The 15,085-nt window shown below is 60.2% G+C and carries 18 protein-coding genes; 5 read left to right on the top strand and 13 right to left on the bottom strand.

Translation table 11 applies throughout. The features are described 5' to 3' along the window. Window positions 1-3: 3 nt before the first annotated feature. Window positions 4-1,164, top strand: coding sequence for a hypothetical protein (locus tag IV091_RS03690; RefSeq protein WP_293465267.1), 1,161 nt, complete (start codon window positions 4-6; stop codon window positions 1,162-1,164). A gap of 266 nt (window positions 1,165-1,430) precedes the next feature. Next, window positions 1,431-2,504 carry a metallophosphoesterase gene (locus IV091_RS03685; RefSeq protein ID WP_293465265.1) on the top strand — a complete coding sequence of 358 codons (1,074 nt, stop codon included), beginning with the start codon at window positions 1,431-1,433 and terminating at the stop codon, window positions 2,502-2,504. Window positions 2,505-2,647: 143 nt separating this feature from the next. Here IV091_RS03685 and IV091_RS03680 read toward each other — a convergent pair whose 3' ends face one another. Then, window positions 2,648-3,184 carry a hypothetical protein gene (locus tag IV091_RS03680; RefSeq protein WP_293465262.1) on the bottom strand — a complete coding sequence of 179 codons (537 nt, stop codon included), beginning with the start codon at window positions 3,182-3,184 and terminating at the stop codon, window positions 2,648-2,650. Window positions 3,185-3,314: 130 nt separating this feature from the next. Between IV091_RS03680 and IV091_RS03675 the strand changes: the two genes are divergently transcribed. Continuing rightward, on the top strand, window positions 3,315-3,623 hold the full coding sequence (locus tag IV091_RS03675) for a hypothetical protein (protein WP_293465260.1): 309 nt from the start codon (window positions 3,315-3,317) through the stop codon (window positions 3,621-3,623). Window positions 3,624-3,757: 134 nt separating this feature from the next. On the opposite strand, the gene IV091_RS03670 is transcribed toward IV091_RS03675, so the two are convergent. From IV091_RS03670 to phnG, 12 genes are all read right to left on the bottom strand, one after another. Then, on the bottom strand, window positions 3,758-4,309 hold the full coding sequence (locus tag IV091_RS03670) for a phosphonate degradation HD-domain oxygenase (protein WP_293465259.1): 552 nt from the start codon (window positions 4,307-4,309) through the stop codon (window positions 3,758-3,760). A gap of 12 nt (window positions 4,310-4,321) precedes the next feature. Continuing rightward, complete coding sequence (gene phnE / locus IV091_RS03665) at window positions 4,322-5,128, bottom strand: phosphonate ABC transporter, permease protein PhnE (RefSeq protein WP_293465257.1); 807 nt, start codon at window positions 5,126-5,128, stop codon at window positions 4,322-4,324. 36 nt (window positions 5,129-5,164) lie between these two features. Next, window positions 5,165-6,121, bottom strand: coding sequence for a phosphonate ABC transporter substrate-binding protein (gene phnD, locus IV091_RS03660; RefSeq protein ID WP_293465254.1), 957 nt, complete (start codon window positions 6,119-6,121; stop codon window positions 5,165-5,167). Window positions 6,122-6,151: 30 nt separating this feature from the next. Next, entirely contained in the window at window positions 6,152-7,012 is an 861-nt protein-coding gene (gene phnC / locus IV091_RS03655; protein WP_293465251.1) for a phosphonate ABC transporter ATP-binding protein, read from the bottom strand. A gap of 100 nt (window positions 7,013-7,112) precedes the next feature. Beyond that, the gene (locus tag IV091_RS03650; protein ID WP_293465248.1) at window positions 7,113-8,270 is read right to left on the bottom strand and encodes an alpha-D-ribose 1-methylphosphonate 5-triphosphate diphosphatase; all 1,158 of its coding nucleotides are present in this window, start codon (window positions 8,268-8,270) and stop codon (window positions 7,113-7,115) included. Beyond that, window positions 8,267-8,983 (bottom strand): phosphonate C-P lyase system protein PhnL, encoded by a 717-nt coding sequence (phnL, locus tag IV091_RS03645; RefSeq protein WP_293465245.1) that lies wholly within the window; start codon window positions 8,981-8,983, stop codon window positions 8,267-8,269. The genes IV091_RS03650 and phnL overlap by 4 nt, the downstream gene beginning before the upstream one ends. Beyond that, on the bottom strand, window positions 8,980-9,768 hold the full coding sequence (gene phnK, locus IV091_RS03640; protein WP_293465242.1) for a phosphonate C-P lyase system protein PhnK: 789 nt from the start codon (window positions 9,766-9,768) through the stop codon (window positions 8,980-8,982). Before phnK ends, phnL begins: the two co-directional genes overlap by 4 nt. Before the next feature lies 1 nt (window position 9,769). After that, on the bottom strand, window positions 9,770-10,213 hold the full coding sequence (locus IV091_RS03635; protein WP_293465239.1) for a GNAT family N-acetyltransferase: 444 nt from the start codon (window positions 10,211-10,213) through the stop codon (window positions 9,770-9,772). Then, the gene (locus IV091_RS03630; protein ID WP_293465237.1) at window positions 10,210-11,139 is read right to left on the bottom strand and encodes an alpha-D-ribose 1-methylphosphonate 5-phosphate C-P-lyase PhnJ; all 930 of its coding nucleotides are present in this window, start codon (window positions 11,137-11,139) and stop codon (window positions 10,210-10,212) included. The genes IV091_RS03635 and IV091_RS03630 overlap by 4 nt, the downstream gene beginning before the upstream one ends. After that, on the bottom strand, window positions 11,136-12,233 hold the full coding sequence (locus IV091_RS03625) for a carbon-phosphorus lyase complex subunit PhnI (protein ID WP_293465235.1): 1,098 nt from the start codon (window positions 12,231-12,233) through the stop codon (window positions 11,136-11,138). The genes IV091_RS03630 and IV091_RS03625 overlap by 4 nt, the downstream gene beginning before the upstream one ends. A gap of 2 nt (window positions 12,234-12,235) precedes the next feature. Continuing rightward, entirely contained in the window at window positions 12,236-12,862 is a 627-nt protein-coding gene (gene phnH / locus IV091_RS03620; protein ID WP_293465232.1) for a phosphonate C-P lyase system protein PhnH, read from the bottom strand. Next, the gene (gene phnG / locus IV091_RS03615; protein WP_293465229.1) at window positions 12,859-13,371 is read right to left on the bottom strand and encodes a phosphonate C-P lyase system protein PhnG; all 513 of its coding nucleotides are present in this window, start codon (window positions 13,369-13,371) and stop codon (window positions 12,859-12,861) included. The genes phnH and phnG overlap by 4 nt, the downstream gene beginning before the upstream one ends. Window positions 13,372-13,446: 75 nt before the next feature. Between phnG and phnF the strand changes: the two genes are divergently transcribed. Beyond that, complete coding sequence (gene phnF, locus IV091_RS03610; protein WP_293465226.1) at window positions 13,447-14,199, top strand: phosphonate metabolism transcriptional regulator PhnF; 753 nt, start codon at window positions 13,447-13,449, stop codon at window positions 14,197-14,199. Window positions 14,200-14,329: 130 nt separating this feature from the next. After that, window positions 14,330-14,899, top strand: a complete 570-nt coding sequence (locus IV091_RS03605; protein WP_293465223.1) for a DUF1045 domain-containing protein — start codon at window positions 14,330-14,332, stop codon at window positions 14,897-14,899. Window positions 14,900-15,085: the final 186 nt, after the last annotated feature.

The raw sequence follows: 15,085 nt of genomic DNA, 5'->3' as shown, positions 1-15,085 counted from the left end.
GCCGTGAACAAGATCGTATCGAAGCTTCTGGGTTGCGCACTGCTCGGCAGCGCCGCGCTGGGCATGGCGGCCGAGATCGATGTCATGACCCAGAACCAGTATCTGGGTGCGGATCTGACGCCCGTCCTCAGTGCAGCAACGGCCAACCCGTTCAACCCGGAGGTGTTCAACGCCGCCGTCGTCATGACCCTGCAGAAGATCGCTGCGGCACGGCCGGTGGAACGGGCAAAGGCGCTGGCAGCGCAGATTGCACAGCGCAGTCCCGACGTGGTCGGCCTTCAGGAGGCCACCCGGTTCGCCTGCCTGCCCCATCCCGGCGTGCCCGAGGTACCAGGCAAGGGATGCGACGATCCCGCCGTCAAGGGGGCGTTCAATGACCAGTTGCAAAACACCGAAGCGGCGCTGCGCGGCAGGTATGTCGTCGCCGGCAAAGTCACGAACCTGAAGGTGGATGCGATCCCGTTTGTGGTGAACGGCTATCCAGCCATCCTGCAGGTGGCCGACCGGGACGCGATCCTTGTGCGCAGCGGGCTGACGGCCAGCTGGGTCAACTTCGCGCCGATCGCACTGTGCCGCATCTCGCACGAAGGCTGCAATTTCACGACCCGGCCGCCGCAATTCACAACACCGCTGGGGCCCATCGCGATCGAGCGCGGCTTCCTCGCGGTGGACGTGACGGTGAAGGGCCAGTCTTACCGCATCTTCAACACGCACCTTGAGCAGCGCCTGCTGGCCCCCAACCTGCCCGAGACCCGCCTGCTGCAGGTCGGCCAGGCCTCCGAGGTCCTGGCTACCGCATTAGGCACCTGGGACGGCCAGCGCAAGCTGCTCGTCGTCGGCGACATCAACTCGGCACCACAGGACACGATCCCCGGCGCACCCACGCCCTACCAGGTCTTCACGCGCAACGGGTTCACCGACGCCTGGATGATGCGGCCTCAAGCCGACGATGGCCTGAGCTGCTGCCAGTCGGAAAGCCTGACCAACCGCAAGTCCGAGTTGTACGAGCGCATCGACATGATCTTCACGCTCACGCAGTTACCGCTTGTGCTCGACATGAAACTGCTCGGCAACACGATGGGCGACAAGACCCACCCGGCTGGCAACGGCGGACTGTGGGCTTCGGATCACGCGGCCGTGGCGGCGAAACTGCGCCTGGACTGATCCTCCACGCTGCGCAGTAACGTGAAGCTAGCGGTGCCGCCACGCGCTCGCCGGATGAAACTGGCCGCGACCCTGCGCCACGCGTCGAAGGGGCCAAAGTGGCGTTGCAGGCGCTCCCTATGCTTCATGGCCTGGTAGTCGTTGCACAAAGGCGTATGGTGGATGGTTAGTAGTGGATGCCCGTCAGCATCAAGGCGAAAATCCAGGCTGCTCTATTGCCGTCCCGACCTTGATCGTGCGGGCAAAAAACCAACAACAAGGAAATCATGAGCCTGATTCAACCGCTTCCCGCCGGGCCACTGGACATCGTGGGCGACATCCATGGCGAATATGACGCCCTGCGCAGCCTGATGGGACACCTGGGCTATGACCAGCAAGGCAACCATCCCGACGACCGCACCCTGGTTTTTGTGGGGGACTTCTGCGACCGGGGGCCGGACAGCCCGGCGGTGCTTGCCCTGGCGCAGGAGCTGGTGGAATCCGGGCGGGCCGTGGCGGTGCTGGGCAATCACGAAATCAACTTGCTGCGCGAAGACGTCAAGGACGGCTCAGGCTGGTTTTTTGATGCGCGCGTAGGCAGCGACCATGAAAAGTACGCGCCCTACCAGCGACCGGACCCCGCGGCACGGGAACGAATCGTGCGTTTCTTATCCATGCTCCCGATCGGGCTGGAACGGGCGGATCTGCGGGTCATCCATGCAGCATGGCAGGACGAGCAGATCGAAGTCGCCAGGACACTGCCCCTGGGCAGCGTTCGGCAGCATTATGACAAATGGGAACAGGCGGCGAGGCAGGAAGCGATCGAAACCGAACTGGAACAGCAGATGACTGCGGAGCTTGAACGCTGGGAGCATGGCGTGGAAAATATTCACCGGGAGCCGCCGTTCCTGCACGCCCATGCGCAATTCGAGTCAAGCAAACAGATGAAAAATCCACTCAAGGTGCTGACCTCAGGCGTGGAACGCAAGGGAACGGTCCCGTTCTATGCGAGCGGCAAATGGCGGTTCGTTAAAAGGGTGCAGTGGTGGGACGAGTACGAGGACCCGATTCCCGTGGTCGTTGGCCACTACTGGCGGCGCCTGAACAAGATCGACCACAGCACGGGGGAGCAAGGCGAGCCCAACCTGTTTGACAACACCTCGCCGCTCGCGTGGCACGGCAAGCACCGCAATGTGTTCTGCGTGGATTTCTCTGCAGGTGGCCGCTGGACGGAGCGCAAGGCCGGAACCGTGGTGGGGCAGGACTTCAAGCTGGCGGCGCTGCGCTGGCCCGAGCGGATCGTCCAATTCGACGATGGGCGCCATGAGATGACACACCATACGGCTCCGCTGACCGACTGAATCGGTCTTGCTCCATCGTAGCTGGGCTCCAATTCGGCCGAAAAGTAAGCTTCCCCCCTCTGCCAGGGTTCCTTGAATGCAGGCGGCTGATCGGTCGCCTCTGCCCGACCAACTCACAATCACAACCTGCCGACCGACCAATTTTACCCCGGCGGCAACATCATTGCGATGCGCTCGCTCAAGCCATCGGCTCTTTCCGATCCCGCAATTTCCTCCACCTTCACAATGATGTCGCGAGCAATAGCCACCATGGATTCGCGGTCACGCGCTTGTCGCAGTTGATCCCGGTATTGTTGGGCCAATGTGGGCGCCTTTTTGGAAAACATTCGCTCGCAAATATCAAACAGGAACATTCGGGTGGTCGCCAAGGAGCGCTTGCCGTCGAATTTGTCGCTGGACGATCCGGGCGACGTGACAGTGTCAGGGAGAAGCTGAAGCGCTGGAGCCACCTCTTTAGTGTCAGGAGCCAATGCACGGTTGCCGCTTGCCTGAAGGCGGACCAGATACCCGTCTGAAATCAGTTTTTGCAAGATGCTGCCATCATCCCGCAGCAATACCTGCATTTCATCCTGCGTTTTACAACCATCTGCGAGGAAAAGTGCACCCCGCTCGCGAAGATTGAGAACACGCTGCCTGGAGTTGAGTTCGAGCCTGGCCTTTTCTGATTTGTGGAGGTGCATGCGCGGCGCCTACTTTTTGCTTGTAATGAAGCGTGCATCGTAGAAGTTTTCCGTGTCTTATTTATGACGATTGAGCCCACGACCGGCGACATCACCAAATCCTTGGCCACCAATCAGCTTGTGGTGCGCAATGACCCCCGCCATCACTGCTGATTCCGTGGTGGCGAGGATCGTAGCGGGCTACACAAGCCTGGTCTCGCCGCTGGCCAACAGCCTCATCGGCGCCATTACCGCCGACCTGCCCAATACCCGGTACGCCACGCATCAATCAATCGTGTCGGCACTGGCATCACCTGCCCAGGCTACGCCAACGTCAACCCGTGAGAACGCAGCGACAGGCGGATGGAATTTTTTTAAAGAGCATCACCCTGCTGCTGGCCCTTGGCCTGCTGGCAGTCGCGGCATTCAGCATGGTCTGCCTGGCGATGTCTTGCGATGACTCCAGCAACTGACTTACCGTTTGATCAGTAGCGAAAACCAAGGACGACGCCTGGAAGATAAAAAGGAAACTTTCGAATCCCGGAGTTGAGCGGGGTACTTGCTGGGGCCATGTCGATCGAGCCTCGCCTTTACTCAGAGCAGCACAGCCAACATCTTTTTCTCGTAATAGGCCAGATCGGGTGTGGCCTTGTTCGCAACCTTAGCCAGGTCGTCATACCGGCGAAGGCGCACGGCCTCCTCCGCAAAAGGCTGAGCCATGAATGTGGCCAACTCGTCTTCTGAGTAAGCACCGCCCTGCAACTCAAGGCTGCGCTGGGAGGCGGGCGACAGAGTCGCCCAGTAACTCTGCTCGGCGCCACACAGATAACGCTTGGCATCTACGTGCAAACGTATGGGCTCGAGCACGGCAACAGGAAGCAAGCCGCGCAAAAATGGCAGTGCGATGTACTGATGCAAGTCGTCACACTCTTGCGTATCATCCGGCTGACCACGTTTTTCAGCGCCAATCAGATGTCCCACGTCGTGCAGCAGCGCCGCCACGATGGTCTCATCGGTTTCACCGGCATTCTCGGCAAGCTGGGCGCACTGCAATGCGTGCTCTAGCTGGCTGACCGCTTCACGGCCGTACTGACTGCTGGCCCGTGTTTCAAACAGACGGATGATTTCAGCGGATGTGAGCGCCATGATCATTCTTTCTTAAACCAGAACTTTGCGGATGCGGGCAGAGACCACGTCAATCACGCTGACTGTCCCCACAATGATGATCATGACAGCGCAGGTTTCTGCGTACTGGAAGCCGCGAATGATGTCCCACAACACCACGCCAATGCCGCCGGCACCGACCATACCCACCACGGACGCCGAGCGCACATTGCTTTCAAACCGGTACAGGGTGAACGAAATCCACAGAGGCATGACCTGTGGAATCACTCCGTACACAATCTCATGCAGGGCGCTGGCGCCAGTGGATCGGATGCCTTCGATTGGCTGGGGGTCAATTGCTTCCACCGCTTCAGAGAACAGTTTGGCAAGAACGCCCGTGGTGTGAATCCAGAGCGCCAGCACACCAGCAAACGGCCCCAGGCCCACCGCCACTACAAACAGCATGGCAAACACCATCTCGTTGATGGCTCGGCTGGCATCCATCAAGCGGCGCATGGGCTGGTACACCCACCATGGCACCAGATTGGCAGAAGCCATCAACGCCATGGGAACGGCTGTGATGACGGCCAGCGCAGTGCCCCATAAGGCAATTTGAAGCGTGACGACCATTTCCTGCACATACATTCGCCACTGGCCGAAGTTGGGCGGAAAAAATTCGGCCATATAAGCAGCCATATTGCCGGAGTCACGCAGCAGGTCCAGCGGCCGCATGTCGGCGCCTCCCCACGATGCACCCAACAACAGCAAAAGCAATCCCCAGGAGACATGCCAGGCCAGGCTACGCTTTGGAATGACTGCCAATTGCATGGCAGGGGTGGTAGAGGACAGAGTTGGGTGCATGGCGAGGGTGCTTAATTTTCAGGCGTTATCGGCAAATCAATTCAACGCAGCGAGTTGCTTGTCGATGTCGGCCAAGCGGGTGTTCTTGTCCGCATCGCTCATGGACGTGTCCGCTTGAGCCTTGTTGCGCTGACTGAACAACTCAAGCTGGCGGATGGGCAGCAACTGGCGGTTGGTGGACTCTTTGAAGCCCGAGAGCTTGGAAATCTTCATCAACACTTCCTTCTCGCGCGCATCGGTCTTCCCGTAGTTGTAGAAGAAAGCCTTCAGTTTGGCCTTGTTGGCCTCCGACAAGTCTTTGCGCATCACCAGTGGGTCCAGCGGTATCAACGGCGAAGTCCAGACGATCTTGATGCTCTTGAACTTGTCCGGATAGCGCTGCTGGATCTTGTCGAGGTTTTCGCTGTTGTTGGTGGCAACATCGACCTGTTTGTTGGCAACTGCCAGCGCATTGGCTTCATGATTGGCACCACGAGTGATCTTGAAATGGGTCTTGGCGTCAATCTTGTTTTGGGCAAACACATAAAAGCCAGGCACCAGGTAACCGGACGTGGAGTTGGGGTCCCCATTGCCAAAACTCAGGCTCTTGCCGTTTTTGAGCACGTCTTCCAGCGTTTTGTAGGGGCTGTCCGCGTTGACGATCAAGTGCGAATAGTAGCCTTGGGTGCCATCAGCATTGACCATCTGAGCGAAGACTTCACCATTGGCGCGGTCAACAGCCTCCATGGCCGACTTGTTGCCCAGCCAGGCAATCTGCACCTTGTTGAAGCGCATGCCTTCAATGATGCCAGCATAGTCAGGCGCAAAGAATGCAGTGACATTAAAGCCGGTCTGGCGCTTCATGTCTTCGATCAATGGCACCCAATCCTGCTTCAGGTTTTGCGTAGCTTCGGTCGAGATGATCCCAAAGTTGATGTCCTGGGCGATCGAACTGGCGCTTGCCAGGCCCAAAGCCAAGGTTGCGGCCGTGGTGGCCAACAGCTGTTTAAGCATAAGAAAAACTCCTGTAAAGGGACAAAAAATTCAGGCAGCCTGCACGAGCGGTGCAGACCAGGAAGGCGGGTGCGGATGAACTTGCGCTGGCGCAGCGACCGCAGGGGTGGAATCAGCCAAAATTTCATTGGCATCGACGCCATACAACTCGCGCAGCAGCCCAGGTGTCAGCAAGGAAGAAGACCCATCAAACACCACGCGGCCTTTATGCAAGGCAATTACACGAGGACAATATTTAAGAGCCATCTCCACCTGGTGCAGCGACACAATGACGGTGCAGCGGTCTTCACGATTGATGCGGGCCAGTATTTCCATGACATTGCGCGAGGACTCGGGGTCCAGCGAGGCAATGGGCTCATCGGCCAGCACCACCTTGGCACCCTGCACCAATGTGCGGGCAATGGCGGCGCGCTGCTGCTGCCCGCCAGAAAGGGTAGATGCGCGCTGTGCGTGGCAGTCCGCAATACCCACACGCCTCAAGGCATCCAGCGCATGGGATCTCTCCTGCGCACTGAAAAATCGGAACAGGCTGCGCCACCAGGGCATGCGGTGCAGTTGCCCCACCAGGACGTTAACCAGCACTGGCAGGCGGTCCACCAGGTTGAACTGCTGGAACACAAAGCCCACCTGCGAACGCACACGGCGAATATCGCGGTGAATGCGCCCGCTTTGCTGCACACAGCAGCCATCAATCTCGATCAGCGAGTCCGAGTGGCCATCGGCAGCAACCAGGCCGGCCATATGTCGCATCAAGGTGGACTTGCCCGAACCGGAGGCGCCAATCAAGGCCACCATTTCGCCTTTTCCCACTGACAGATTGATGTCACACAAGGCATGTTTTCCATTGGCAAAGTGCTTGTTGAGCTTGTGAACTCGAAGTGCTGTTTCCATCATGGCCTCTAAAGTTATCTATACAGGTTTAGTTTCAATGACGTGCATGACGCTTTGATGAAGGTTCAGGGAAGTTTGCGTGACACTTGGCGCATCAGACTCACAGCACACGACGGCCTTCACGCCACACGGCGCGCACCACGGCATGGCGGGCCCCATCGGGCAACACAGCCATGCGGACCTGGATCAGATCGGCGCGCAAGCCCACAGCCAGGGCCCCCCTGTCCGCCAAACCGGTTGCCAGTGCTGGCGTGCGGGTCACAGTGGCAATGGCCTGAGGCAAGGTCAGTACTTCGTCGTTCACCAGCCGAACCGCTGCACTGAGCATGCTGCCAGGCACATAATCCGAAGAGAGAATGTCCAGCAAGCCCAGGCGTGCCAGCTCCTGGGCAGCCACATTGCCCGAGTGCGAGCCACCGCGAACCACATTGGGCCCACCCATGACAGTGCACAGACCGCGCGCATGGGCCTCACGGGCGGCGGCCACCGTTGTGGGGAACTCCGACATGCTCGCGCCCTCTTCGTGGGCTTGCTGCACATGGGCCACGGTGGTGTCGTCATGGCTGGCCAGCGCGATGCCGTGGGTGCGGCAATAATCCACAAAGTAGTGACGATGGGGGTGGGCATATTCGGCCTGCAGGACGTGGGCGTGGGCCACCTGGCGCTCAAACTTTTCCTGGCTCCAGCCCTTTTTTCCGGTGTAGTACACGCGGGCATGCTCAATGTTTTCCCATTGCCGCTGCCCGGGCGTATGGTCCATGAGTGAGATCAGGGACAGACGCGGGTGCTCATGAAAAGGTGCAAACAGCTCTATCGTGTTCGGGGCTGGCAGCTCGCAGCGCACATGCAAATGATGGTCCGCCCGCAGCAGGCCCTGCTTGGTGCAGGTATCGAGTGTCTTCAGCACGCCTGTCCAGGCGCTGCCGCGCAGGCTCTCGACATCGGCCTCACCCACACCCAGGGCATCGAACACGGTGGTAATACCCGCAGCGGCAATCTCGGCGTCATGCGCCAGCAGTGCCGGCAACTCGGCCCAGTACACTTTGGGCCGGGGCATGAGGTGGCGCTCAAGGTTATCGGTGTGCATTTCCACGAGGCCTGGCAGTAAATAGTCGCCCTCCAGGTCCAGCGCGCCCATGGCAGAGGTGTTGCCGCTGTCGATGTGGGCTATGCGGCCATCCGCAGAAGTCAGGCTGCCCAGCACCACTTCATCCGGCATTACCATGCGTGCGTTTTTGAACGTGATCGAGGTGTTCATGCAGGGTTCCTGAAGTTGGCGACATTCACGCGCCGGGTCGCCACGGCGTCGCCTACATGCGCGTCATGAAAAATCCCCACAATGGCGGCTCCGCGCGCGGTGGCTTCGCAGATCAGGTCGATCACGGTCTGGGTGTTAGCCGCATCCAGCGAAGCGGTGGGCTCGTCGAGCAGCAACAAAGGACGTGCCTTGATCATGTTGCGTGCAATGTTGATACGCTGCTGCTCACCGCCCGAGAAGGTGGCTGGCGGCAAGTGCCATAAGCGCTCAGGAATGCGCAGACGGGTGAGTAAGGCACGGGCCTGTTCGCGAGCAGATTCCAGGATCTCGGGGGAATCGCCCGCGTCCTCCATCAACGGCTCAGCCACGACGTCCAGAGCGGACACACGCGGTATGACGCGCAAGAACTGGCTGACATAGCCAATGGTGTCCTTGCGCAACTGCACCAGTTCGCGCGGCGTGGCTTGGCTCACTTCCAGCGGCGCCCTCCCCGGCAGCGCCACGGCAATGCTGCCCGCGCTGGTGCAGTAATTAGCGTAAATCATCTTGAGCAAGGTACTTTTTCCCATGCCGGATGGGCCATCCAGCACCACGCATTCACCGGCGCTCACGCTCAGGTTGGCGTTGGTCAGCACAGACAGCTCAATGCCGTTCTGGTTGTGCAGGGTGAAGCGCTTGGCCACACCGGTTAATTGAAGCAAGGGTGTGGTCATGGCTGTAGTACCGAAGAAACAAGGAGTTGGGTGTAAGGGTGCTGCGGGTCGTCCAGCACCTGGTCGGTGAGGCCAACCTCGACTACCTTCCCGCGTTGCATGACGATCATGCGATGGGCCAGCAGGCGCGCCACCGCGAGGTCATGGGTCACGATGACAGCGGCGAGTTGCATCTTGCGGGTGAGTTGGCGCAGCAGGTCAAGCAACCTTGCCTGCACCGAAACATCGAGCCCGGAGGTTGGTTCGTCCATAAAGATCAACCGGGGCTGGGTGACCAGGTTTCGGGCAATCTGCAAGCGCTGGCGCATGCCTCCAGAGAAGGTGCGGGGCGCATCATCGATGCGGGCGGGCTCGATCTCTACCCGTGCCAGCCACTCGACGGCCGTGGCGCGCAAGCGGCCATAGTTGCGCTCACCCAGGCCCATCAGGCGCTCTCCCACATTAGCGCCGGCAGACACATCCATACGCAGGCCGTCAGCGGCGTTCTGATGCACGAAGCCCCAGTCGGTCCGGGCCAGCAGGCGCTGCTGCGCCTCGGTCATGGCAAACACCTCTTGCAGGCCAGCATGGCGGGTCAGGAACTGCACACTGCCAGCATCTGGCTGGCTGCGGGCGGCAATGGCATTGAGCAAGGTTGACTTGCCGGAGCCGGACTCGCCCACCACGGCAAGCACTTCGCCCGGCCACAAATCAAACGACACGTCCTGCAGTGCCACGCGGTCGCCGTAGCGTTTGCTCACGCCACGAACCTGCAGCAAGGGAGGATGAGAAATAATAAAGGTCATGTCAGGGTTCAATCACAAAACTCAGGCCATGCTGGACAAAGCCGAGGGATTCATAAAACGCATGCGCCTGGGTACGTTTGCGGTTGGAGGAAAGGGCAAGCTTGTAGCAACCGGCACTGCGTGCCTCGCTCAAGGCGTGGGCCATCATTCGGCGGCCAATACCCTGACCCTGGCTGGCGCGTGCCACCACTACATCTTCTGCAATCGCAGACGGAGTGCCGCAGTGGGCCAGGTTATGCATGATGAGCAGCGCGTAGCTACCGACCACCGCGCCGTCCTCGATGGCGACAAACAGACGATAGTTCGGGTAGCGAGAAAACTGCACATACACCTGCTGGGCAGCATCGTCATCGAGCACCTTCCCGTCGTCAAGACTGGGCTGGGCGTACAAGGCCAGCACGGCTGGAATATCCGCAGGCAAGGCCCGGCGCATGTCAATGGTCATGATCGCTTTCCCTGCGCTGCCTCGTCAGCAGGCTGCCGGGACTGACAGTAGTCCGAGTCCGAGCACACATGCATGCGGGTGCCGCTGTCATCCGTGATGACCTCATCCAGGAAGCTGTCGTCGGCGCCACATAAGGCACAAACAGCATCCCAGCGCTGCACCTCAAACGGATGGTCTTCAAACCCAAGGCTCTCAACCGAGGTATAGGGCGGCACGGCATAGATGCGCTTTTCCCGGCCTGCGCCAAACAGCTGCAATGCCGGGTTCATGTGCATCTTGGGGTTGTCAAACTTCGGAATGGGCGAAGGAGACATGATGTAGCGGTCATTGACCAGCACGGGGTAGTCGTAGGTGGTGGCAATGTGGCCGTAGCGGGCAATGTCCTCATACAGCTTCACGTGCATCAGGCCGTATTCAGCCAGGCCATGAAGGGTGCGAGTTTCGGTCTCGCGTGGCTCCAGACGCTGCATGGGCTCGGGCACCGGTACCTGGTACACGATGACCTGCCCTTCAGCCAGCGCAATTTCAGGAATCCGGTGGCGAGTCTGGATCAGCGTGGCATCCGTCGTATGGGTTGTGGTTTGCACACCCGTGGTGCGCTGGAAAAAGCGCCGGATGTTGACGGCGTTGACAGTGTCGTCCGAGCCCTGGTCGATGATTTTCAGCACATCATCAGGGCCGATGACCGAGGCTGTGACCTGAATGCCACCCGTGCCCCACCCGTAAGGCAATGGCATCTCACGCGAGCCAAACGGAACCTGGTAGCCGGGAATGGCCACTGCCTTGAGGATCGCGCGGCGGATCATGCGCTTGGTGCGCTCGTCCAGGTAGGCAAAGTTGTAATGTGCCTGCACATCCGGGGCGCCAGGATAGGCCTGGTCGGCGATAGCAGTCGGTGGCGTTGAAATTTCAAGAGGGGCGTTCATGGATTCACCTCGGCAGTGGCGCGCATTTTTCGGATCAGGTCCAGCTCAGCCTGGAAGTCCACGTAGTGCGGCAGCTTCAAGTGCTGGACAAAGCCGGAAGCCTCCAGGCTGTCGCTGTGCGAGAGCACAAACTCCTGCATCTGCGCGGGCGACTCAATGGACTCGCCCAGTTCGTCGGCACGAAGCGCCCGATCCACCAGGCTCATGGCCATGGCTTTGCGTTCGCTGTGGCCAAAGGCCAGCCCATAACCCCGCGTGAACTGCGGGGGCTCTGTCTTGCTTCCGGCAAACTGGTTGACCATCTCGCATTCGGTAATTTCAATGTCGCCAATCGAGATGGCAAAACCCAGTTCCTCGGGCTCAACCTCCAGCGCCACACTACCCAGGCGAACCTCGCCGACAAACGGGTGGCTGTGGGAGTAGCCACGCTGGGTGGAATAGGCCATGGCCAACAAAAACCCTTCGTCGCCACGCGCCAGGTTTTGTAGACGGGTGGCCCGTGCAGCCGGAAAACGCAGCGGCTCGCGGGTGAGGTCCACAGGCGCGGGATCGCCGGGCGGGATGGGGCGAGTTTCGATCAGCCTCTCGTGGTTCAGGAGGTCCACCACGCGTGGCGTCACGGCGCTGGCCTGTTCTGCCGGCACTGTTGGGGCTGGCGCTGCAAACGGTTTGGCTTGAGCGTCCGCTTGGGCCAGCAGGGTGAAGTCCAGCAGGCGCTGGGTGTAGTCATAGGTGGGGCCTAGCACCTGCCCGCCGGGCAGATCCTTGAAGGTGGCGGAGATCCGGCGGTCCAACTGCATGCGTTCCGTATGCAGCGGCAACGTCGTGCCCAGTCGCGGCAAAGTGGCACGGTAGGCGCGCAGCAAAAAGATGGCCTCCACCAGATCGCCGGACGCCTGCTTGATCGCGAGCGCGGCCAGTTCGGGATCAAACACGGAGCCCTCATTCATCACGCGGTCCACGGCCAGCTTGAGCTGCGCCTGGATTTGCGCCACGGTCAGCTCGGGTAATGCGCTGTCGCCCCGGCGTTGCTCGGCGAGGAGCGCATAGCTATTGAGAATGGCGGTTTCACCGCCCTTGACGGCAACATACATACTCAGCTTCCCTTGGTAAGTTCAATGTTGGTGGTGCGCGGCAGGCTTGCCATCTGCTGGTGCGTGGTCAAAAAGACGTCTACACCGCGCGGAAAGCGCGCATGGTTTGCGGCCCATTGCGTCAAGAAATCAGGTGCCAGGCCTTCGGCTTTCAGCTCGATGCTGCCGCTGATGCCAGGCCCCGTGAGCGTCCAGCCTGTGGCGTCATGGCCACCGGACTGGAGGGCCAGGACATCAAGCACACAGGTCGCCGATTGATCCGGAAAGGCATCGGTGCCTTGCGCAAAAGTGTCAAGAGCCGGGCTGGCATCGCCAGCTGCCACCCAAGCGAACTGGGCTTGCGTGAAATCGTCCACCAGGCGACAGCCGGTGTGAAAGTGCAGCCATACCGCAGCGTCGGAATGCGCGAGTTTGGGGGACAGCCAGAGCGTGCAATCGGCATCCAGCAGTGCCAGCATCAGCGCCGCTGACGCTGGGTGACCGCTCTTGGGTGCCTGTGCGTCGTGGTTCAAATGAATGCAGCGACCCGGATGTGACATAGACTGCAGCGCCGTGCGAAACACGGCCTGGCTGCCCAGCGCTTCATTGGAGAAACCCGCGCCGAGGGCGGACAAGTCATGGGGATTCATTGGCTTTCCTCGTCATCGCCTGTGTCGCCGGCTTCACGGGCCACAGTAAAAAATTCGACCTTGGTACTTTGGGCACGAGCATGCCGCTGACCACTCTGCAGCGCCAGATGCTTGCGTATTGGATTGAGCAAGGTGGTTTCCAGCAGGGCATGCTGCGCCCCGTCTTGCAGCAGGGCATCGGCCACAGCGGCCAGCCGCGCCAGGCGGTGCGAGCGACCCAGCACATACGCCACGCCCACCAGGGTGGCATCGCGTTCGGCACCGGACAGTCGCAAGGCACAGCGTGTCACGGTGACCTCCCCCAGATTGAAACGCTCCCCCGTAGCACCCGCACGACCCTGAACCATCATCAACCCCGTCTCTGGTGCCCGGAGCCAATGGGGGGCGGCGACCAGATGAGTGACAAGGGCGCACTCCAATAGGTCCGGTGGCGCGCGGGACAACAACGCCATCCAGTCGGCGCGGCCCAAAGCCTTGTTTGGCGCCAGATTGTCAAATGCATGAAACATTGCAGTGTTACCCTGAAAGTTGTATAGACAAATTAATAATCTACGCCAAGCTTATCGAACAGGTATGTAAGTTTTATGACATCACTCACTTCTTCTGCCCACCCCCTTGAGCGCGCTCCCAGAGAGAGTTTCTGGACGCGCATTGCCTCTGACATTGCCGAATCCATCAGCCGCGGTACTTACCCACCTGGCGAACGCCTGCCCTCTGAACACGCGCTGGCGGAGCTGTTTGGCGTCAACCGCCACACCATCCGAAAATCGCTGGCCAGCCTGTCCAGCCAAGGCCTGGTGCGGGTTGCGCAGGGCAGCGGAACTTACGTGGAAGAATTTGCGGTGGACCTGATGCTGGCAAAACGTACCCGGCACCATCAGAGCTTGAGTCAAGCTGGTTTGCGAGGCGGCCTGCAAGTGCTTACTACCCGCACACAACGCGCGGCGGTAGCGCAGGCGTCAGCACTCAAGGTTGCACTGCGCAGCAAACTTCTCTGTCTGCAGGTGCTGGGAGAAGCGCAAGGGCAGCCGCTGCATGTAAGCGAGCGTTATTTCCCGCTGCCTCGGTTTGCAGGGCTGGATGCGATCGTGGGTGAAACAGGGTCGATAACCGCCGCATTTGCAACCCTCGGCGTCGCCGACTACACGCGGCAGGAAAGTCGGATCACTGCGCAGATGCCGGACGCGACCATCGCCGCTCACCTGCGACAACCAGTAAGCCGACCCATACTTCAAGTCAAAAGCGTGAACGTGGACACTGCCGGCCTTCCGATTGAATTTGCCACCACGTGGTTCGCCGGCGACCGGGTCAAGCTGACGGTGACCCATGATGACTGACACGCCCACCTACCGCTACGCCATTTACTTCGCGCCGCTCCCAGATACCCCCTGGTGGCAGGCCGGGAGCGCCTGGCTGGGCCGGTGCGCCGCCGGCCAGGCGGTTCGGCCACAACCGGTCATTGCAGGCGTGTCCGAGACCGAATTGCTGGCGCTGACGGCCGCTCCCCGCCGCTATGGCTGGCATGCCACGCTCAAAGCCCCATTTACGCTGAGAAACGGAGTCAATCTCCAGACCCTGCGTGAAGCCGTGCAAAGCCTTGCCCAGGAGCTGGCTGGATTTGACATGCCGCAACTGCAAGCTACCTGCCTGGATGATTTTCTGGCCCTGGTCCCGCAGGGTAACTGCGATGCCCTTAACGCCGTGGCCCAAGCCTGTGTAACGGAGCTTCACCCCCTGGCTGCGCCGCTCTCACCGGCTGAGTTGCAGCGGCGCCGCAAGGCCAATTTATCGCCTGAACAGGATGCGCTGCTTGTGCGTTGGGGCTACCCCTATGTAATGGAATACTATCGCTTCCACTGCTCGCTGACAGGCTCGCTGCGAAGCGTGAAAGCACAGCAAGTTCAAGCCTTGCAGGATGCAGCGCAGGCATGGTTTGGCACCCTGCCCCGCTGCCGGTTCGACTCATTGGCATTGTTTGCAGAACCCACGCCAGGTGCTGACATGGTTCTGGTGGAACAGATGCGGCTAAAGTCATGAGCCAAAAGCTGATCTACACAATGGGGCCCTCAGGTGCAGGAAAAGACAGCCTGCTGGCCTGGCTGAAAACCAGACTCCACCCACAAGCCCCCATACACTTTGCCCGCCGCACTATTGACCGGCCCGTGCAGCGTAAGCGGGTGGCAAAGTCATCTTGAACAAGGAGCCTGTCCGCCCGACGATGGT

Source organism: Polaromonas sp. (genome assembly GCF_018780625.1).
In the GTDB taxonomy this organism is placed as follows: domain Bacteria; phylum Pseudomonadota; class Gammaproteobacteria; order Burkholderiales; family Burkholderiaceae_C; genus Polaromonas.
This window is presented reverse-complemented; position numbering and strand designations above follow the sequence as displayed.